The organism is Winogradskyella endarachnes (assembly GCF_009741275.1).
In the GTDB taxonomy this organism is placed as follows: Bacteria; Bacteroidota; Bacteroidia; order Flavobacteriales; family Flavobacteriaceae; genus Winogradskyella; species Winogradskyella endarachnes.
In genome coordinates this window covers 650,719-672,080 of record NZ_WOWS01000002.1, presented here as the reverse complement: position 1 = coordinate 672,080, position 21,362 = coordinate 650,719, and the positions used below count along the sequence as shown (strand labels likewise).

General features: G+C 32.6%; 13 protein-coding genes. 3 read left to right on the top strand and 10 right to left on the bottom strand.

The window, feature by feature from the left end; all coding sequences use genetic code 11:
* Nucleotides 1–4 precede the first annotated feature (4 nt).
* On the bottom strand, nt 5–5,872 hold the full coding sequence (locus GN138_RS07640; protein ID WP_157363198.1) for a PKD domain-containing protein: 5,868 nt from the start codon (nt 5,870–5,872) through the stop codon (nt 5–7).
* A gap of 430 nt (nt 5,873–6,302) precedes the next feature.
* Here GN138_RS07640 and GN138_RS07635 point away from each other — a divergent pair, with 430 nt between their 5' ends.
* Nucleotides 6,303–11,186, top strand: coding sequence for a LamG-like jellyroll fold domain-containing protein (locus tag GN138_RS07635; protein WP_197429328.1), 4,884 nt, complete (start codon nt 6,303–6,305; stop codon nt 11,184–11,186).
* Between the two features lie 57 nt (nt 11,187–11,243).
* On the opposite strand, the gene hisS is transcribed toward GN138_RS07635, so the two are convergent.
* Entirely contained in the window at nt 11,244–12,626 is a 1,383-nt protein-coding gene (gene hisS / locus GN138_RS07630; RefSeq protein ID WP_157363196.1) for a histidine--tRNA ligase, read from the bottom strand.
* Between the two features lie 178 nt (nt 12,627–12,804).
* Here hisS and GN138_RS07625 point away from each other — a divergent pair, with 178 nt between their 5' ends.
* Entirely contained in the window at nt 12,805–14,046 is a 1,242-nt protein-coding gene (locus tag GN138_RS07625; RefSeq protein ID WP_157363195.1) for an ABC transporter permease, read from the top strand.
* 155 nt (nt 14,047–14,201) lie between these two features.
* Here the strand turns inward: GN138_RS07625 and GN138_RS07620 are convergent, their stop codons facing one another.
* The 5 genes from GN138_RS07620 to rpsF all read right to left on the bottom strand — a co-directional run bounded on the left by GN138_RS07620 (nt 14,202) and on the right by rpsF (nt 16,829).
* Nucleotides 14,202–14,675 (bottom strand): DUF6495 family protein, encoded by a 474-nt coding sequence (locus GN138_RS07620; protein ID WP_157363194.1) that lies wholly within the window; start codon nt 14,673–14,675, stop codon nt 14,202–14,204.
* Between the two features lie 45 nt (nt 14,676–14,720).
* The gene (locus GN138_RS07615) at nt 14,721–15,593 is read right to left on the bottom strand and encodes a glycerophosphodiester phosphodiesterase family protein (protein WP_157363193.1); all 873 of its coding nucleotides are present in this window, start codon (nt 15,591–15,593) and stop codon (nt 14,721–14,723) included.
* Nucleotides 15,594–15,710: 117 nt separating this feature from the next.
* The gene (gene rplI / locus GN138_RS07610) at nt 15,711–16,172 is read right to left on the bottom strand and encodes a 50S ribosomal protein L9 (protein ID WP_157363192.1); all 462 of its coding nucleotides are present in this window, start codon (nt 16,170–16,172) and stop codon (nt 15,711–15,713) included.
* A 13-nt stretch (nt 16,173–16,185) separates the two neighbouring features.
* Complete coding sequence (gene rpsR, locus GN138_RS07605; protein ID WP_172837628.1) at nt 16,186–16,485, bottom strand: 30S ribosomal protein S18; 300 nt, start codon at nt 16,483–16,485, stop codon at nt 16,186–16,188.
* The gene (gene rpsF / locus GN138_RS07600) at nt 16,485–16,829 is read right to left on the bottom strand and encodes a 30S ribosomal protein S6 (RefSeq protein ID WP_157363191.1); all 345 of its coding nucleotides are present in this window, start codon (nt 16,827–16,829) and stop codon (nt 16,485–16,487) included. The genes rpsR and rpsF overlap by 1 nt, the downstream gene beginning before the upstream one ends.
* 213 nt (nt 16,830–17,042) lie before the next feature.
* Between rpsF and GN138_RS07595 the strand changes: the two genes are divergently transcribed.
* Nucleotides 17,043–17,738: a LytR/AlgR family response regulator transcription factor gene (locus GN138_RS07595; protein WP_092443855.1), complete on the top strand. Its 696-nt coding sequence runs from the start codon at nt 17,043–17,045 to the stop codon at nt 17,736–17,738.
* Nucleotides 17,739–17,814: 76 nt separating this feature from the next.
* Here the strand turns inward: GN138_RS07595 and priA are convergent, their stop codons facing one another.
* The 3 genes from priA to GN138_RS07580 form a co-directional block, all read right to left on the bottom strand.
* Complete coding sequence (gene priA / locus GN138_RS07590) at nt 17,815–20,268, bottom strand: replication restart helicase PriA (RefSeq protein WP_157363190.1); 2,454 nt, start codon at nt 20,266–20,268, stop codon at nt 17,815–17,817.
* Complete coding sequence (locus tag GN138_RS07585) at nt 20,268–20,693, bottom strand: DUF2147 domain-containing protein (RefSeq protein ID WP_157363189.1); 426 nt, start codon at nt 20,691–20,693, stop codon at nt 20,268–20,270. Before GN138_RS07585 ends, priA begins: the two co-directional genes overlap by 1 nt.
* A 116-nt stretch (nt 20,694–20,809) precedes the next feature.
* Entirely contained in the window at nt 20,810–21,343 is a 534-nt protein-coding gene (locus GN138_RS07580; protein ID WP_157363188.1) for a hypothetical protein, read from the bottom strand.
* Nucleotides 21,344–21,362 lie beyond the last annotated feature (19 nt).

Here is a 21,362-nt window from a genome sequence, read left to right as displayed (position 1 = left end):
AGTTTTATTTGATAAATATAAATGCGCCTTGTCTTTTTACTTCATTACCATAAAATGTTTTAGCTGAAAATGTGTAATAATAATTACCATTCTCAGCCTCTTCTTCATTTACTTTTCCATCCCAACCTCTTATAGAATCTCCTGTTTCATTATATATTAAACTTCCCCAAGTATCATAAACACTAAGTTCTATACTGCTCAAACCTAAAAAGACTGGTATAAAAAAGTCATTGATTCCGTCTTCATTTGGTGTAAATGCATTGGGTACAACTAACTTATAACCTTCTTCAATAACAAGGGTTATTGTCTCAGTAAACACACAACCTAAAGGATAAGTAACTGTTTGAGTCACTATGTAACTACCTGGTGAAAAATAAGTATGTATTGGATTTTCATCAGAAGAAAAACTTCCATCTCCAAAATCCCATAAGATGCTTTCGTAATTTCCTGTTGCGGTATTTGTAAATTCAATTGGGTCTTCAATTGCAAAAAGTCCGTAATTTAAATACCCAAAAGAAGATGTTGTAAAACCTGGTTCGCCAAAAACTGCAAGTTCTACATTAAACGTATAATTTGCTGTACAACCTAAACTATCTTCAACTTCTAAAACTATTAAACCATTAGTATCTGTAGACATAAATTCATTATTCTGTCCGCTAACCGTACCATCTGACCAACTAAATTGAAATGGCGGCACACCTCCTGTTGCCATAGCTAAAAATGTTTGATCTATACTGGCAGTTTCACAATCTACATCTACTTGATCAATAACTTCAACTAGCAAGGGCTCAAATCTATTAATAGCCCAACTGTCTGAAATTTCGCAACCATTGGCATCAGTTACAGTTGCTGTATATGTGCTTGGAGGTATATTAGACAAATCTTCAGTAGTTTCACCATTATTCCATAAAACTTCAAAAGGCGGTGTACCACCTTCAATTAATAAATTGATGCCGCCACTATTAGTATCTTCGCAATCTAACGCATGTGTAATATTGGCACTCAATGATAATGGTACAATATTATAAATGGTAAAACTCTCCTGAATTTCGCAAGGTGTGCCATCTATAATAGTTACCGTATAGGTGCCAGGCGCTAAATTATTACGTTCTGTACCTGCAACTGGGTCATCATCCCAAACCAGCGTTACAGGATCAATTCCTCCCACAAAATTTAAAGTGATGCTTGCATCATTTTCTCCGGCGCAGGTCATTTGTGTAACCACAGGATTTATATCAAATACAGGTGGTTGATCTATAATTACCGGAAATTCTTTTTCACAATTTTCCCCATCAGTAATCGTTATAATATATGTTCCACCAGACAAATTTACCTGACTCATTCCTTGGCCAAAATTGCTCCATGATACTTCATATGGTGAAACACCTCCAGAGATTGAATTAATAACTATAGAGGCATCATTATCGCCATAACAGAGCATTTGTGTAACCGTTACATCTATTTCAATTTCTGTATTCTGAAGGACTTCAACCTGTAACATATCAATACAACCAGAGCTATCGGTAACCGTTAAATTGTAAATTCCTGCAATTAAATTATTAAGATCTTCATTAGTACTTACAAATCCGCTTGGACCTGTCCATGCAAACGTGTAATCTCCTCTTCCACCAACAACATCAACCAAAATTTCGCCTGTAGCATCTCCAAAACATAACACATCTGTTTTAGTATATAGAGACACGTCTAATTCATCTGGTTCTTCAATTATAAAATTTATTTCTATTGGGCTGCAACTATTAGCGTCTGTTACTGAAATAAAATAATCACCAGGTCCTAAATTTGCTAAATCTTCATCTGTAGAAAATGGGTTACCATTCAACGTCCAATTATAAGTATATGGCAATACACCTCCAGAAACATCTATAGAAATTTCTCCATCATTTGCACCATTACAAGATATAGTCTCTGGATCAAAATTGATAGCACTAAACACAAGTTCATCAGGTTCTGTAATTTCAAATGTTTCAGAAAAAGGGCAACCTCCATTATCTGTAATATTTACAATATAACTTCCAGCAGCTAAATTATAAATATCCTCATCAGTACTCGCAAAACCATCTGGTCCTGTCCAAGAAATAGTATAAGGATTACCTGAGGTAAAGGGTACACCTCCAACAATATCAATTTCTATTGAAGCCGTATCAGTTTGATAGCACAAATTATTAATAACTGTTGAGGTTATAGAGATTGAAGGATTTACCGTCACCACAATTTCAAAAGTTTCACCCACACAATTTCCAGATGTTGGTGTTACAACATAAGTTACTGTTGAAGGATTTGTAGTTGTATTTTCTAAAGTTTGAGAAATCGTTGAAACTCCAGCTAATTGTTCTGTTGCGCCATTAATTGTTCCGGCCGGACTAACAATTGGCATTGCCCAAGTATATTCTGTATTTAAGGGTATAATATCTCCAGTACTAGAAGTATCTGGTATAAACTGAAAAGCTGTACCACTACAAATTAAAGCGGTAGAATCATTTATAAATGGTGTTTCGTTAACTATTATTTCTGCGGTTTGTGATACAATTTCAGAACAGCCACCTGAATCAAAATTAATTACTACATAATAATAGCTTGTGCCAACACTACTTACATCTGGACTATAATTTGAAGCTGTTGCTCCAGAAACGGCTGTTCCTGTTGTAGTGTCATCTGTAGAATTTTGATACCATTGATACGTTGCTGCTCCTGCTCCATTTGTAAATGACACCATTAAATCTGCTGTAGTTTCTCCTAAACATAATTCATCTGATAATGGTTGTTCACTAAATTGAGCACCTGCATTAATTTCAACTTCCGCAGCAGCACTTGTTACTTCACAACCCGAAACATCTTGTGTAATTACACAGTAATAGTAAAACGTACCAACGCTATCTGAAGGTGGTGTAAAAGTCGCTGATGTAGCACCAGCTATTGGTGAACCTGAAGTTGTATTATTTATTGAATTAACATACCATTGATATGTTATTGTCCCAGTACCACCAGAAATTGCAACGGTTAAATCTTGTACTATAGAATTTTCACATAAGCTTTGAGATGCCATAGGTTCTGTTGTTACTATAGGATCATCAATTACCACAATTTCTGAAACTGCACTAGTAAGTGCGGCACAACCATTTTCGCTATAGCTCACTTCTACATAATAATAAAAGGTGCCTGTTGCATTAAAAACAGGTGGTAAAAATGTTGAATTGGTTTCTCCCGAAATTAAGGTTCCTCCAAAGTTATTATTAGTTGTATTAGAAAACCATTGAAACGTTGGATCTACAGAACCTCCAGAAACTTCTATTTCTAATGTTTCAGAAGTACCGCCTTCACATATGGTCTGTGTTGCTTGTGGTTGTGTATCTATTTGTGTTAAATCGGTAACTTCAATTTCTGCTGTATCTGAAATTATTTCACTACAACCACCTGTGGTGAACGAAATAACAACATAATAAAATATGGAGCCAATTGCTGTTGTTGGAGGTGTAAAAGTAGATGAAGTAGCACCTGCAATTGCCATTCCTGATGTTGTATTATCTACAGTGTTTTCAAACCATTGATAATTAGGTGTTCCTGAACCGTCAAATGCAACTGACAAATCATTAGCAACACCATTAAGACAAACCGAATCAGAACTTGGTTGGGTTGTAATTAATGGTGCGGGAATTACAACGATTTCAAAATCTATAGCAGTGCCAATGCAACCATTAATTTCTGGTGTAACTGTATAGATTAAAGAAATATTTGAAGTTGTAGAATTAACTATAGACTGAATAGGAATACTATTAGAAGTCCCATTTGGTATATAACCAGACAAACCATCCGGATTATTAGATGCCCAATTATAAGATGTAGCTGAATTATTTGATGTAAAAATAATTTCATCAGTAGATGCACCAGAGCAAATGGTTTGCATAAAATCTGTATTTGTCATTATCGGTGAATCGTTAACCGAAAAACCTTCAGTTACAGTTGTAGTACCACATGAATTGGTTACACTAAAAGTGATGGTATAATCTCCTATTGTTGCATAATCTATAGTACCTGGATTTAATTGGTTAGAGGTTGAAGGCGTTCCGCCAGGAAACGACCAATTATAGGTAATAGTATCTGAAGCATCTGTACAAGAATCTACGGTAACTAACGGATTTATTGATGCCGTTCCACAGGCATCATCTATCGTTTCAATAATCGCTGTTGGTGGTTGTTTAACTTCTATAAATTGGGATGTTGTAAAATCACCGCAAGAGTTCGTAGCAGTCATTATAAGCTCATAAGTTCCAGCTTCATCAAATTGAAACGATGGATTAGAAGAGTTTTCATCGCTCCCGTTGGTATAATTCCAAGTTGACGTTGTGCCACAATAATCTGAGGTATAATTTACTTCCCAAAAATAAGTTGGTGTTACACAACTATTGGATTCATCCGTGGAGTTTGTTGTAGTAATTTGCAAAGGTGAACAACCTTCAACTGTACTTGTGGTAAATACAGGTATTAAATCATCCTCAACACATATGGTTCTTATCATTTCATCCATACCACATCGATTTCCAGTTCTTAGTCGTACTTCATAAGTCCCAACTTGAGTAAAGTTTAAGCACATGTTATCTGTTCCTGGTAACCAAACACTTGGGTCTGTACTTCCAAAATCATTACCTAATGAACCACTAGACACTGTAAAACCTGTTGCTGGCGTTACATCCCAAATTATACTTGGACTTGTATCACAAGAGCCACCTTGCCCGTTATTTTCATCACCAATTGATGTATTTTGAAAACAAACTGGCGTATTAGTACACGTAACATCGTCACTATTAAAACTAGCTTCTGGAGCTACCGAAACATATATAGGTACAACACCAACTGACGATGTACTACAAGGATTTGATGCTACAATAATAGCAGAAAACGAATTCTCATAGGTATTAGTACCATCAGAACTTGTAGTATTACACGACGATACTTCAAAAGTGTGAGAAACACTAGATGGTGGTGGATGGTTAAACACTTGTGGCGCAGAACCATCATTAAATGTAATTGTATAAATTGTACCTGGAGGATTATTCTCTGTCCCAGTTATAGGAAATGTTAATGGGTTAACATTACAGATATCTGTATTACCAGGGTTTCCTAGAGAAACACCTGGGTTAGACCCAACAAAGACCGAATAATTTGTAACAGTAGTACAACCATTACTTCCTGTAATAGTATAAGTTAAATCATAAATCCCAACACCAAAATTATGTGTTGTACTAGACCAATCAGTTGCATTAAAATCTGGGGAACCGTCTCCCCAATTAATATTATAACTTGTATTTAAAGCTGTAGTAGTAGATAAATTAGTAAACGTAAATTCTGAACCAGAATTAATACATTGTCTAAAAACAGGTAGACCATTAAAAGTAGTACCAGAACCAGTGCCTCCTAAATTTGCATCTGGAGATTCTATAACTGTAAAATCTACACTCTGCCCTATCGCAGTTACTTCTGCATTTGCATCTTCTACACTTATTAGAGTATAAGTGATGGTCCCAATAGTACTTATATCGGCATTAAAAGTAACAAAATCATCGGTACCTGTAGTCATTATAGTTTGAGTAGCACCAGAATTTATTTGATAATTAAATGTATATGGCTGTAAACCGGCAGAACCTGTGAACGTAATTTGAGGAATTGGCTCATTGTTTTGGCATACGGTAATTCCGCCACCACTTATAGTTGCTGTTGGTGGTAAATTACTAGACAAAGATTCCGTTGAATTTAAAGGCTTATTATCCTCCTCAGATGTATTCGCAATATTTATTGCGCTTATTAGACCAAAAACAAGACTTATGATCAATAATAAGCTATATTTTATTTTCCCCATAAATACATGATAGCTAATTACTTAAATAGGTTTTCAATATAATAAAAACAATAAATGGTAATATTATTACAGTGTAAACTTCGATAAGATTTAATAATCATCTACCAAATGCATTATTTATATAAAAATCACTGATATAATTAGGTATACTAACCTGTGTTAGAACATGTAATGCAAAGTTTAAATTCATGTGATTGATATAGCATATGCCTTATATACTATATAGCATAAGGATTACTAGAGTTATTACATAATAATTCACACATCTAAAGTAATAAAAAGACTACAATTAAAAGTATTTTATCGTGATTATTTGCTTTTTAAAGATTAAAACCATACGTTTGTCCTAGAACTTAGTCCCAAACTAAATTTAACCGAAATGAATAGCCAGTTTAATTACAATAAATGTGCTCTTTTTTGCGCGTTTATAATGATTAGCTTTAATATATCCGCACAAACAATTATAACAACAGATAATTTTAGTTCTGGCTGGGGAAATTGGAATGATGGCGGCTCAAATGTGCATCTATCTAACTCTACACCTATAGGTTCAGGCAAAGGCGTTACGCTGCAATATGATTCTGGAAGTAATTCATCTACATACTCTAACAACATTAATCTAACAGCTTATGGCGCAGCAACAATAGAGTTCGATTTTAGATTGAATAACTTTTGGTGGGATCAACATTATTTTGTGGAGTTTTCTAATGATAATGGTACAAATTGGACTGAAATAGGGTATTATAACTATCCTAATTACGACAATGACATCAATTATTCCGCCTCTATTACTATAGATAGTGCAACATATGTTTTTACCAATACTTCTAAATTTAGAATTCGTACAAATTCTGCATGGAGAGAAATGTATGTAGATAATATAATTATTAAAGGCTATCCAAATGCACCAGAAATAAATGTAACTGGTTTAGCTAATCAAATTAATGATGGAAGTAATTCGCCAAGTATTGCGAACAATACAGACTATGGTTCTGCTGAACTAAACAACGCCATAATTAAAACATTTACTATTAAAAACACTGGAACGTCAACATTATCTATAACTAATATTTCTTTATCTAATACAACAGATTTCTCAATAATTGGTACCTATGATAATTCTATAACGGCAGGACAACAAACAACTATTGATATTCAATTTAATTCAATAAATACAGGGATTTCAACTGCTATTGTTACAATAGATAATAATGATTCCGACGAAAATCCATTCACATTTAAAATTAAAGCTGAAGCCACTCTAAGTTTCTTTGATAGTGATGGTGATGGTATTTTAGATAATCTTGACATGGATGATGACAATGACGGTATTGCAGATTCTGATGAAGAATTAGCTTGTTTAAATTCTAATATATCTACAACTACAAATTATAAATTTTTAAATGAAACTTTTGGTACTGGTAACAGAACACAAATTAATACATCTTATAATGCTATTACAACGTATTGTTACGAAGATGGTTACGGCTCTTGTGATGGTAATATTAATTTAGGAGATGGAAAATACACCGTATATCATAGGGCTGCTGATGGTGATGGTAATAACGATACACCAAACTCTGAAGTTGCTTCTTGGGCTGACCAATATTGGTATACTGGTGGTGATCACACTGAAGGTGATACCAACGGAAGAATGGCTATGTTTAATGCCGCTTACGATCCAGGTGTTTTCTATACAGCAAATATTGTAGGTGCATTACCTAACGTGCCTATTACTTATAGTTTTTGGGTATTAAATTTAGATACAACATCTGCCCCAAACATAAACAGTAGGTTAAGACCACAAATTAAAGTAGAATTTAGAGATGTAAATGACAATTTACTTGCTACAATTAACACAGGTGATATTCCTCCATCTATCAATGGTGATGCCGCAGCAAGTTGGCATAATTTTACAGCTGACCTTACCTTTTCGGTTAGTGAATTTAATGTATACTTTTACAATGACCAGTCTGGAGGACTTGGAAACGATTTAGCTATTGATGATATACAAATTATACAAACCCTATGCGATACAGATAACGATGGTATAGCCAATGTATATGACTTAGATAGTGATAATGATGGTATACCAGATGCTGTAGAAGCAGGTTTTGCTTCCTTAACTTCTGGTAATGCTGTAATTTCTTCATTAATTGACACCAATAATAATGGCTTACACGATGCTATAGAAAATACAACAGCGTTAGATACCGATAATGATGGTGTACCAAATTATCTCGATTTAGATAGTGATAACGACGGTATTTTTGATGTTGACGAATCTGGTGCTGGTAATATAGGAAATTCTTCATTTCAAAATGGTGATGGAGACATAGATGGTGATGGTGTTGGTGATGGCTTAGATACTGACGCTGTAAGAGAAAAAGACTTTGACTCCGATGGTGTTTTAGAGTATTTCTCAGATGGTATTTTAGATATCTACGATTATTATAATGGTAATACCATAAATAACAGTTATGGAAATTCTAACCAAGGTACAGACCATGCATTTTATGTTAAAGATTCAGATAACGATGAACTACCAGACTATATTGATAATTACAATAATATTGAAGCTACTTTTGATATCAACAATACACTTTATGCTGACTTAGATACAAATAACGATGGTGTAATTGATGGAAATTCTGATACAGATGGCGATGGATTACTAGATAATTTTGATACTGACAACACTATTTTTGGTTCACCTAGAGATATAGATAAAAAGCTTCAAATATATTTTGATGGCAGAAATGATTATATCCAAGATGACCCAGTTATTAGTAATTGGCCAGAATGTACGTTAATGGGTTGGATAAAAATAGATTCAACAGGAACCGGAAATCAAATTCTATTTGGTCAGAACAATTTTTATTTCAGACTATTAGGTAACAGACGTTTGTTAGTTAGAGCTAATACCAAAAACTTGTTTTACACCGTTCCTTTACCAACAGACCAATGGGTTCATGTTGGTGCTACTTATAGCAGTATTACTAACAGTCTAAAAATCTATGTTAATGGCGAATTTGTACGAGATAGCTCAATCTCTGGAAACCTCAATACAGATAATACACCTTTTTATATGGGTAGAAGAGACCATAGCACAACACCTTGGTTTTTTAAAGGTTATCTAGACGAAGTAAGACTCTTTAACAAAGCACTTTCTGATGATGAAATACAAAAAATGGTATACCAAGAAATAGAGGCTAATGGCTCTACTATAAGAGGCACTGTAATACCAAGAGATATCACCAATTTTGTAGATAGTGACAATATTACACCACTTCCATGGGCTAACCTTATAAAATATTACAGATTAGATCAATTAAAAGGTGCGTATACAGACAATTTAACAACACCTGTTGTAGATACTAATTCTGGCGCAAGACTATACAATATAAAAACGTTCAATTATCAATCTGCACCAATGCCTTTTGTAACAAAACAAAGTGGAAATCTAGAAACTGCTTTAACTATAGCATCTGATGGTATTAATGGAGAAGATGCTATTAATTACGACTGGTCTATTGTAAAAGTAGAACACAATGATGTCACCTTTAATAACAGACAAAAACATCTAGGCTTATTTATAGAAGAAACAGATGCAACTAACAACCCTATTGAATATCATATAACAAATGATTCTGAACTCAATGTGTCATGGTATCTGAAATTAGATGGTTTTATTGACTTAGAAGGCGAATCTCAACTAATACAAGGCGAGGATAGTGTACTTGATGATACTAGTATAGGTAAAATTGAACGCGACCAACAAGGTACAGCAGACACTTACACATACAACTATTGGTCTTCACCTGTAAAACGTCAAAATTCTACTGCGCTAAACTATAATGTATCTGATATTATGAGAGATGGTACAAACCCAGATGTTCCAACTACAATTAACTTTTCGTCTTCAGGATATAATGGCGCAGCAACTAGCCCAATTAAAATAGCCGATTATTGGATATGGAAATTTGCCAACCATCCTACTGGAGATTATTCGTCTTGGCAACACATAAGAAAAACAGGAAAAATTTATCCTGGCGAAGGGTTTACCATGAAGGGTCCAGGAACAGGCTCTATTACAACCCCTCAAAATTACGTGTTTTCTGGTCTGCCTAATAATGGCGATATCAATCTTACATTAGCCGCAAATAACGATTACTTAGTTGGTAACCCTTATCCATCTGCTATTGATGCCGATAAATTTATAAGTGACAATGGCATAGAACTTACTTACAATAACAGCTCTACTTCAGATACTACACCGTTAATTAGTGGTACATTATATTTTTGGGAACATTGGGGAGGCGGATCACATATTTTACAAGATTATCAAGGTGGTTACGCTACCTATAATTATTCTGGCGCAGTTGCCGCAGCTTATATGGCTAATAATTACCCTAATCTTGCCTCTGGTGGAACACCAACTAAACAACCAGGTCGCTATATACCTGTTGGTCAAGGTTTCTTTGTCATTGGTGAAAATTCCGGAACAATAAACTTTAACAATAGTCAACGTGTTTTTCAAAAAGAAAATAGTACTTCAGTTTTTATGAGAAGTACAAATACTTCAATAGCTAAAACTAATAACGATGATACCACAGTTGAAGAAGAGGATTTAAGAATGAAATTTAGAATTGGCTTTAACTCTGTTAATACCATAAAACGTCAACTATTATTAACAATAGATAACAATGCTACAACAGGTGTAGATTGGGCTTACGATGGCTTATTAAACGAAGACCAAATAGATGATATGTACTGGCTAATAAACACTGAAGCCTATATTATACAAGGAAGTAATGATGCAGAAACTACAAGCATCTATCCTCTTGGTATAAAAACGAGTACAGATGGTATAAATTCTATAACTATAGATGAATTAGAAAATGTACCATCAGAATTCAATATCTACCTACATGATAAAGACTTAGGAATCTATCATGATTTAAGACTTAATAATTACGAGATTTTCTTAAATGCTGGCACCTATTTAGATCGCTTTGAAATCACTTTTGGTTTAGCTGCAGACGCATTAAGTTTAGAAAACCAAACAACAACAAGCATTGATATCCTCTATTCTAATGATATCGAAAAAATAGTAATTATAAACCCTTATTATTTTGATATTAAATCCATGCACTTATATAACGTGCTTGGACAATCTGTATATAATAATAACGCTATCACATTAAGTAATTATTCAGAATATAGTATAGATAATTTAAGTAGTGGCACCTACATTATAAAGCTTCAAACCGAAGCTGGTTTATTAGTAACAAAAAAAATAATAGTCAAATAAATAATTGTTTTTAGTTAGTTAGAAGAAAGTCTCATTGTCATTCAACTGAGGCTTTCTTTATTTTAAAAAGCTAGTTAACGTAGCTAAATCAACAGTTTTTTGTTCACCAGACTCCATATTTTTTAATGTAAACACTTCTGAATTCAACTCCTGGTCACCAACTAAAACAACATAAGGAATATTACGACGGTTAGCATAGTTCATTTGTTTTTTCTTTTGCTTGCCCGATATTGCAGCATCTGGAAATAACTCTGCTTTTATACCTTCAGCTCTTAACTTTGTAACTGCACCTAAACTATACATTGCCTCATTATCGCCAAAATTAATAAACAATACTTTTGTAGATTCTGTAATGGTATCTGGAAACAAATTCAATTCTTCTAACACTAAATAAATTCGGTCCAAGCCAAAGCTAATACCAACACCACTCATTTCTTTTAAACCAAAGATTCCGGTAAGATCATCGTAACGACCACCTCCACCAATAGATCCCATTTTTACACCTTCTGGCGCTGAGACTTCAAAAATAGCACCTGTATAATAATTTAAACCTCTAGCTAAAGTAACGTCTAATTGTAAGATAGCTGTTTTTAGTTTTAAGTTTGAAATGGCTGTATTTATAAATTCTAATTCTTCAATACCTTTTAGTCCAATTTCTGAAGCACTCAAAATAGATTTTAAACTTTCTATTTGATTTCCAAAATCACCTTTTAAGGTAAATAAAGGTTGAAGCTTAGTAATACCATCTTCAGATATACCTTTACTTCGCATTTCCTCTTTTACCTTCTCCTCTCCTATTTTATCTAACTTATCTAAAGCCACTGTAAAATCGATGAGTTTATCTTGTGCTCCAATTACGTCTGCAATACCAGATAAGATTTTTCGGTTATTGATTTTAATAGTAACACCTTCTAATTTTAAAGCTGAAAAAACCGCATCATATAACTGCACAAACTCTACTTCTTGAAACAAAGATTTAGAACCTACCACATCTGCATCGCACTGAAAAAACTCTCTAAATCGTCCTTTTTGTGGACGATCTGCGCGCCAAACCGGTTGAATTTGATAACGCTTAAATGGAAATTCTATATCATTTTGATGTTGTACTACATAACGTGCAAAAGGTACTGTGAGATCGTAACGAAGTGCTTTTTCTGAAATTTTAGGCGTTATTTTAACTTCAGACTTAGCATTATAATCTTCGTCAGAAATTTTCTTTAAATACTCACCACTATTCAAAATTTTAAAAATCAAGCGATCACCTTCATCTCCATATTTTCCCATTAAGGTTTCTGAGTTTTCAAAGCTTGGTGTTTCAATAGGTTGAAATCCAAAAATTTGAAACTGTTCTTTAATAGTTTCCATTATATAAGAACGTTTTGCAACTTCTGCTGCATTAAAATCTCTTGTACCTTTTGGGATGCTTGGTTTTTGTGCCATATATACGTCCTACAAAAGCAGGAATCTCTTTTAGTGAAACTTTATTTTAAATGTAAAATTCAACGCAAAAATATTATATTTTTCAGAGGTCTTATAAAGATATCTTCATTTTATAGTAACTTTATACGGATTAAGTAGTCTTATACTTAAAACAACCCAACTAACGCGATAAAATACTATGTTTTCATTAGCTAGAGAGAATATTAGAATTGCCTTTGACTCTATAAAAGGGCAATTGCTTCGTACTATATTAACGGTTTTAATTATTGCTATTGGAATAATGGCTTTAGTAGGAATTTTAAGTGGTGTCTCTGCTTTAGAAAATACCATTACGAGTAATTTTTCTTCAATGGGTTCTAATACCTTCAATATTCAGCGTTACGAATTTACAAATCAACGTCAAAGCAGTAGAGAACGTCAAAAAATAAATCCGGTTATTAACTACAGAAATGTGAAAGATTTTGAAGATAATTATGATTTTCCGTTTACTAAAGTAGCTGTTTCATTTTACGGAACATCTACTGCCGAGGTAAAATATGACAGTGAAAAAACAGATCCAGAAGTTGCGGTTTTAGGTGCTAACGAATTTTATATTGAAAACTCTGGTTTAGAAATTGATAATGGTAGGTCGTTAAATGTATTTGATGTAAAAAATAGCAATGGCGTTTGTGTAATTGGTAGCGATTTGCAAAAGGCCTTGTTTCCTGAAGATAATCCGGTTAATAAAACTATCAGCATAAGAGGTTCTAAATTTAAAGTTATTGGTGTTTTAAAAGAAAAAGGCTCTACGTTTGGAAATAATCAAGATTTAAGAGTCATTATACCTATACAAAAAGCACGTTCTATTTTCACTAATCCTAATATCAATTATAATTTAAGTGTAAAAGTTGATAAAACTGATATGTTAGACGTTGCACAAGAAGATGCTATTTTAACCTTTAGAAATATTAGAAGATTAAACCCTATTGAAGATAACGATTTTGGACTAGAGCGTAGTGACGATTTGCTTAACCGAGTTGCTGAAAACACAGCTGCACTTTACCTTGCAGCATGGATTATAAGCATCATCACTATTTTTGGTTCTACGATTGCTTTAATGAATATTATGCTAGTTTCTGTAAGTGAACGCACCAGAGAAATTGGTGTGAGAAAAGCACTTGGTGCAAAGCGTAAAACTATTGCTTTTCAATTTTTTATGGAAACCATAATTATTGGTCAACTTGGTGGAATTTTAGGCATCATTCTAGGTATTTTAATTGGTATGGCTGTAGCTAATGGTTTTGATTTAGAATTCTCCACACCTTGGGTTGCCATGATTTGGGCTACTAGTATTGCTTTTATAGTAGCTATTGTTTCTGGTTTATATCCAGCAACTAAAGCCGCAAGGCTAGACCCAATTGAGAGTTTACGTTATGAGTAAGACTCCTGCGAAGACAGGAATCTCAATAAATAAAACTCGAGTTTATTAAACTTTAATAATTCAAAATCGTTGGAGCTAAGAACTAATATGGATATAGCGTTCTCAAAAATAAATAAATTCACATTTAACACGAGACTTCTGTCTACGCAGTAAATTTATCCTTTTACCAAATTAGCAAAGTAATTAAACAACTCACCCTTTGTGATATTTGCACCAGATTGAATCATTTTAAAGATATCTAAATACTTATCTTCTGAGTAGTCTTTTTTTGCATTAAAAAACTCAACAGAATCAGATAATAAATTATCGCGTAACCAATTAAAACCTTCTTTAGTTGTAAAATCTACGCGTTTATTTTCAATTCTTAAAGCAATTAAACGCATGCTTTTTTCATTACATTGAAATAAATGAATTTGATTTGGAGAAATATGCTCTAAATATTCAACTTTTTGTAGTACACCTAACCAAACTAAATCACTAAATACATCTAATTCTTGTTCGGCAGTTTCTGGTTTATTTTTCTTTATATCTTCCCACTCATCAGCTGTAATAGATTGAGTAGCTAAAAAGTTAATGAATTCTTGGTGTAACTCTTCAAATTGTTCTTTTGTTAATCTTGAATATTTCATTTCAACATTGATTTGTCATTCTGAACATGTATCAGAATCTATTTTTTAATTATTTATAGCTTTATATGCGGCAAATGGTCTATCTGTTGCCAAAACATCTGCACCTAATTGTTTCCATTTCTTGTACAAATCATCACCTTTGGCTGCAGCGCTTTTGTCTAAGTTACCTAATGTGCCAAGCATGCAAACAATATTGTTATCATGTAACCTATTAAACAATGAAGCATCAGACAGACGTGTACCTGTAAAGGCAAGCATATTTTTAGTTGGTATTTTAGCATCTAAAAGCCTATTAAATTCTTCATTATTTCTTGCCGAAACTGATAACAATAATTCTGGTGCTAATTGATAAGCTGTTTTTGCTTGTTCTACATTATAAGTAATTATAATACTAATATCTTCTGCATTCTTACGTTTAATAACTTCAATTACATCTTGCTGTTTTACACTACGTTTAATATCTACTGTAAGGATGACATTATTTTTTTTACACCAATCTAATACTTCAGAAAATAATGGTATTTTAAATGGTGTTTTGTTACCAAAATCGTCCACTAAATTAAATTGCTTTAATTCATTATACGTTAAATCGCTTACTTTACCTGTTCCTGTAGATGTTCTATCTATAGCGTTATCGTGCATTAAAACTAACTGTTCATCTTTGGTTTGGGCAACATCTATCTCGTAAATAGCAGAAATACTATCGTTTATAAATTTTATAGATTCTAAGCAATTTTCTGGATAATTTAATAACCCTTTACCACCACGATGTACACTAATGTTTGGGTAATCTGTACGAGATGCTTTAAATAAATTTATTAGCTGAGAAACTTCAACCTCAACAATAGTCTCTTTTTTTGAAGTGTTTTTACAACTTATAAAAGCAAGAACAATTAAAATTAGAAGATTTTTTTTCATGTATAAAGTAATAATTTTGAACCTGTAAAATTATAATTCACTAGGGCTGAACTAAAAAAAAATTATAAAAAAACCGTTTAGAAAACTAAACGGTTTTAAAATTTATTTTAATAAAGACTAGGCTTCACCAACAACATCGAAAGATAAATCAACTGTTACTGATCTGTGCAATCTTATTGCAGCTTCGTACTGACCTAAACGCTTAATGTTACCACCATTGATAGAAATAAATTTCTTCTCAACATCGTGACCAGCATTTTTAAGAGCTTCAGCTAAATCAATTGTGGTAATAGAACCAAATAATTTATCTCCTGCTGTAGCTCCTGTACCAGCTTTTGCTGTTATTTTTATATCTAAACCTTTAATTGCTTCTGCTGTTTTTTCAGCAGCTTCAATTACAGATTTTTCTTTAAATGCTCTTTGCTTTAAAGTTTCTGCTAAAACTTTTTTAGCAGAAGAAGTAGCCATTATAGCATGGCCTTGAGGAATTAAAAAGTTTCTACCATAACCGTTCTTAACTGTTACAACATCGTCTTTAAATCCTAAATTTTCAACGTCTTGTTTTAATATAAGTTCCATTGTTATCGGTATTTTATTTTAATAAATCAGCTACGTATGGCATTAAAGCTAAATGTCTAGCTCTCTTTACCGCTACAGATACTTTTCTTTGGTATTTTAAAGAAGTTCCTGTTAAACGTCTTGGTAATAACTTACCTTGCTCGTTTACAAAACCTAATAACCAATCTGCATCTTTATAATCTACATACTTGATTCCAGATTTCTTAAAACGACAATATTTCTTAGTCTTAGACGTCTCAATATTTAATGGTGTTAAATATCTAATTTCACCGTCTTTTTTTCCTTTTGCTTGTTGTTCTATAGATGACATAATTACGCTTTTGCTTTAACTTTAAGTTTTTCTCTTCTTCTCTCAGCCCATGAAATAGCATGCTTGTCTAATTTCACAGTTAAGTAACGCATAAAACGCTCATCACGTCTAAACTCTACTTCTAAAGGCTCTATTACCTCTCCAGCAACAGTGTACTCAAATAAGTGATAAAAACCACTTTTTTTGTTTTGAATTGGATAAGCTAATTTTTTTAAGCCCCAATCTTCTTTTGATACCATCTTAGCTCCTTTAGAAACGAGGAAATCCTCATATTTCTTTACTGTCTCCTTTATCTGATCTTCAGATAAAACGGGATTTAAGATGAAAACAGTTTCATAATGATTCATAATAATAATTTTGTTTATTGTTAAAACGGCTGCAAAAATACATATTTTTTATAAATCTGACAACTACTTTTACAACTACTTTGAAAACACAGATTTACCCCATAAATTGAACTAAAATTTTATGTTAATTTTTACGGTTTGTCGGTATTATTTGTTTTTTAACCGAAATTATCGTACTATTGTCGATATCTTAACCTAAAATTAAATAATGTTATGACTTTAAACTGTGTAGTTGTTGATGATTCTGCGATTCAGCGTCTCTCTATAGTAAAATTAATTGAGAACCATTCCTCTCTTAATCTTATAGCAGAGTACAGTAGTGCATTAGAAACAAAAAATGGTCTTAATACGCATAAAGTAGATCTTATCTTTTTAGATATTGAAATGCCTGTATTAAACGGTTTTGAGTTACTAGATGTACTCAACAACAAACCCCAAATTATTTTTGTTACTGGTAAAACCGAATATGCTTTTAAAGCGTTTAATTATGACGCTACAGATTATCTTCAAAAACCTATCACTAAAGAACGTTTTAACACTGCCGTAGAAAAGGCTATTGAGCAGCACAAATTAAAACTAGACTTTAACGAAACAGACGGCGAACATATTTTTGTAAAAAGTAACCTTAAAAAACGTAAAGTATATATTAAGGACATTAAATGGATTGAAGCTCTTGGTGACTATGTAAAAGTAGTAACTGAAGAAAACAGCTTAGTGGTTTTATCAACAATGAAAGCTTTTGAAAGTGAATTACCAGAAGGAAAATTTTTAAGAATTCACAAATCTTATATTGTAAACCTCGATAAAATTGACAGATTTAATAGTAAAAATGTTGAAGTTGGCGCTTACGAAATTCCGTTGAGTCGAAACAAAAAGACTCAATTAGTTGATGCCTTAAACAACATGTAAAACCTTACATTATGATTTAAGCATTACATTATAATTTTAAAAAATCCTAAGTCATGACGGCTTAGGATTTTTTATTTTAATAATTATCTACATTTATAACCACACGCACTGATCTAAAATCCTTGACAGCATTAAAACTGTTATCAATCTTTCTTATGGCCTCTTTTGTTTTACCTAAAGATTGCTGCTGCGGAATTTTAATTAAAATATTTTTATGATATAAATTTCTTATTCGAGAGACTGGAGGAAATTCAGGACCTAATACATTAGATTTAAAATAGTGTTTTAAAGATTTTGCATACCAGTCTGCTGCTAAATTTACACGGTTATAATCTTTATGCTTAAACGTAATTTTTATTAAACGATATATTGGAGGATATTTAAAATTATAGCGCTCATTTATTTGCTCAGTAAACATTTCTTTATATGAATTTGTAGATACTTGCTGTAGTATGTTATGATGAGGGTTGTAGGTTTGTATCAACACTTTTCCACGCAATTCAGTTCTACCTGCTCTGCCTGAAACCTGAGCCATTAACTGATAACTACGCTCGTGTGCTCTAAAATCTGGAAAATTAAGTAAGTTATCTGCATTCATAATTCCAACTAGCTTCACAAATCTAAAATCTAAACCTTTGGTTAGCATTTGCGTACCTACTAATATATCTACTTCGCGCTGCTCAAAGCTGGTTATAATTTTTTCAAATCCATATTTACCTCGTGTGGTATCTAAATCCATACGTGCCACTTTCTTCTCTGGAAATAACACTTTTACTTCTTGCTCTATCTGTTCCGTACCAAATCCTTTGGTATCTAATGTAGAATTTCCGCAAGCTTGACACGCCTTTTGCATTGCCGAATTGTAACCGCAATAATGACAACGTAATTGATCTCTGTATTGATGATAGGTTAAACTTACATCGCAATTAGGACATTGTGGTGACGTACCACAAGTTGTACACTCAATAATTGGTGAATACCCTCTTCTATTTTGAAATAATATAATCTGAAAACCTTCTTCTAACGTTTCGGTCATTTCTTCAATAAGTCTATCGCTAAAATGACCTTTCATACGTTTACGTTTGTACTTATCTGCTAAATCTACCAATTCAATATCTGGCATCAATACATTATTGTAACGTGTATTTAATTCTACCAAGCCATATTTTCCTTGGCTTGCATTAAAATAACTTTCTAAACTTGGTGTTGCAGAACCTAATAACGTTTTGGCTTTAAAAATATTAGCCAAAACAATGGCGGCATCTCTAGCGTGATAACGTGGTGCAGGATCAAATTGCTTATAAGATTGCTCGTGCTCTTCATCTACAATAATTAAACCTAAATTTTGAAATGGCAATAATAAAGAGGAGCGCGCACCAATAATAACTTGCGCTTTTTGAGAATTAGATAGCATATTTTGCCAAACCTCTACTCTTTCGTTTCCTGAATATCTAGAATGAAAAACAGCTACTTTCTCTCCAAAATAATCTTGAAGTCTATTAACCAATTGCGTAGTTAATGCTATTTCTGGCAACAAATACAATACCTGTTTACCTATTTCTAATTGTTTTTGAATAAGCTGAACATAAATTTCGGTTTTACCAGAAGAAGTGACACCATGTAATAAGGCTACTGATTTTTCTCTAAAAATAGTTTCAACCTCATTAAAAGCTGTTTGTTGAGCCTCACTTAATCGTTTAGCATCTTCATCACCTTCTCCTTCATACCTAACGCGATCCACCTGAATATGATATTCTTCTAATATTTGTTTATCAATTAGCGTTTTAATAATACTCGTTGATGCACCACTTTGCTGAGATAAATCAGAAACTTTTATGGGTTGTTTTAGTGAAGCTTCCATTGTAAAAAGCGTTAAGACTACTTCGCGTTGTTTTGGCGCTCTACTTAATTCTTCTAATAATTCTTGAAGCTTCTCTTGAGATTTATGATTGTGATGTAACTTTACATAACGCACTAATTTTGGCGTGTATTTTTCATAAAGTTCTTCCTGTAGATTTAAAACCCCTTTTTCTACCAAACTGTTTATAGTAGGTAAAACTCGTTTTTTATCTAAAATAGAAACCACATCATTAATTTTTAAAGACGACTGATGTTGTAAAGCCTCATAGATTAAAAATTCGTCATCTTTTAAATTAGACTCATCAATAGTTTGTTTTTCATTTTTTGAAATAATAGTTTCACTTTCTAAAAGAAATGCATTTGGCATTGCTGCTCTAAGAACTTCACCAATACTGCACATATAATACTTAGCAATCCACTCCCAATGTTTTAATTGGTGCATAGTAATTACAGGTGTTTCATCTAAAATTTGATGAATGGTTTTAGCCTCATACGCTGTTGGTGGATTTTGATGAATACTATAAACTATAGCCGTATATATTTTACTTTTTCCAAAAGGCACAGCAACACGCATACCTAGCGATAAAAATTTAGATTCTGCCTCTGTAATATGGTAAGTAAATGCCTTTTGAAGCGGAATTGGAAGTATAACATCTATAAAATGTAACATTATTTAATACGTTTCCAATATTGGGTTTTATAGAAAAATGCTAAATAACCTCTTACTTGTAACGTATCTTCATCGTCTTCAAATTTTAAACGACAGTCGTATGTCTTTCCGTTTTCAGGATTTAAAATTGTTCCGCCATCGTAGACATCTTCATTTTTAGACAAACCATTTATTATTACTAACCCTATTATAGGCTTATTTTTATTAGCTCCCTTGCATTCACGGCAAATTGGGTTTTTAGATTTTGGGTCTATTAATTCTATAATTTTTCCGTAGATTTTTCCATCACTTTCATAAATTTCTATAATAGACCTTGCTTTACCTGTACTATCATCTATACTTTTCCATTTTCCTAAAACAGATTGCGCTGGCAGAAAAGAAAACATAAAGAAAACTAAAAAAAATACTAATACATTCTTAATCATAATTGAAAATTTAAGGCTTAATATATCAAAAGTAATAGGTTTAATTAAAAAAACCATCCCTTTATGAGATGGTTTTCAATTTAAATAAACTTGTGATTTATAAATTATATTAACTATTAATCATTGTAATAAGGAATATTTGTAAAACTGCCGTTGGTAATATTGTAGGTTATAGCAGTAGTTTCATCGATTACTTCAAAACTAAATATTCCAGAAATTGTTTCATCAGATAAATTTATGTTAGAAATTTGCAATGTTGCACTTACCGTATGATCAGCATCTATAGACAATGTACTATTAGTACTTTCAAACGCATATGAAGCAACGAGTAAATCGGTAGAGGAATTAAATGTTGCACCTGAAACAATGTTGGCAGGACTATCAATAAACACCACAACTCCAATAGATTTACTTTCTGAATTATCTGAAACACCATCGGTAGATGCTACTACACTAAAGGTATAAACAGTTTCAGTACCTACAGATTCGCTATTTATTATTGCTCCTAATGCATTGGGTCCAAATTGCCATGTTTGTGTTTCTCCATTAATATCTGCACTAACTGAACCATCTACAAACTGACTAACAATATCTTCTGTATCACAACTTGTTAATATTATAGCTAATATGCATATGAATATTTTTTTCATGGGTTATAGATTTTAAAAA

Bases quoted from the DNA above. Each gene is read 5' to 3' on its own strand.
- GN138_RS07640 (WP_157363198.1), bottom strand. From the start codon at position 5,872: ATGGGGAAAATAAAATATAGCTTATTATTGATCATAAGTCTTGTTTTT.
- GN138_RS07635 (WP_197429328.1), top strand. From the start codon at position 6,303: ATGATTAGCTTTAATATATCCGCACAAACAATTATAACAACAGATAAT.
- hisS (WP_157363196.1), bottom strand. From the start codon at position 12,626: ATGGCACAAAAACCAAGCATCCCAAAAGGTACAAGAGATTTTAATGCA.
- GN138_RS07625 (WP_157363195.1), top strand. From the start codon at position 12,805: ATGTTTTCATTAGCTAGAGAGAATATTAGAATTGCCTTTGACTCTATA.
- GN138_RS07620 (WP_157363194.1), bottom strand. From the start codon at position 14,675: ATGAAATATTCAAGATTAACAAAAGAACAATTTGAAGAGTTACACCAA.
- GN138_RS07615 (WP_157363193.1), bottom strand. From the start codon at position 15,593: ATGAAAAAAAATCTTCTAATTTTAATTGTTCTTGCTTTTATAAGTTGT.
- rplI (WP_157363192.1), bottom strand. From the start codon at position 16,172: ATGGAACTTATATTAAAACAAGACGTTGAAAATTTAGGATTTAAAGAC.
- rpsF (WP_157363191.1), bottom strand. From the start codon at position 16,829: ATGAATCATTATGAAACTGTTTTCATCTTAAATCCCGTTTTATCTGAA.
- GN138_RS07595 (WP_092443855.1), top strand. From the start codon at position 17,043: ATGACTTTAAACTGTGTAGTTGTTGATGATTCTGCGATTCAGCGTCTC.
- priA (WP_157363190.1), bottom strand. From the start codon at position 20,268: ATGTTACATTTTATAGATGTTATACTTCCAATTCCGCTTCAAAAGGCA.
- GN138_RS07585 (WP_157363189.1), bottom strand. From the start codon at position 20,693: ATGATTAAGAATGTATTAGTATTTTTTTTAGTTTTCTTTATGTTTTCT.
- GN138_RS07580 (WP_157363188.1), bottom strand. From the start codon at position 21,343: ATGAAAAAAATATTCATATGCATATTAGCTATAATATTAACAAGTTGT.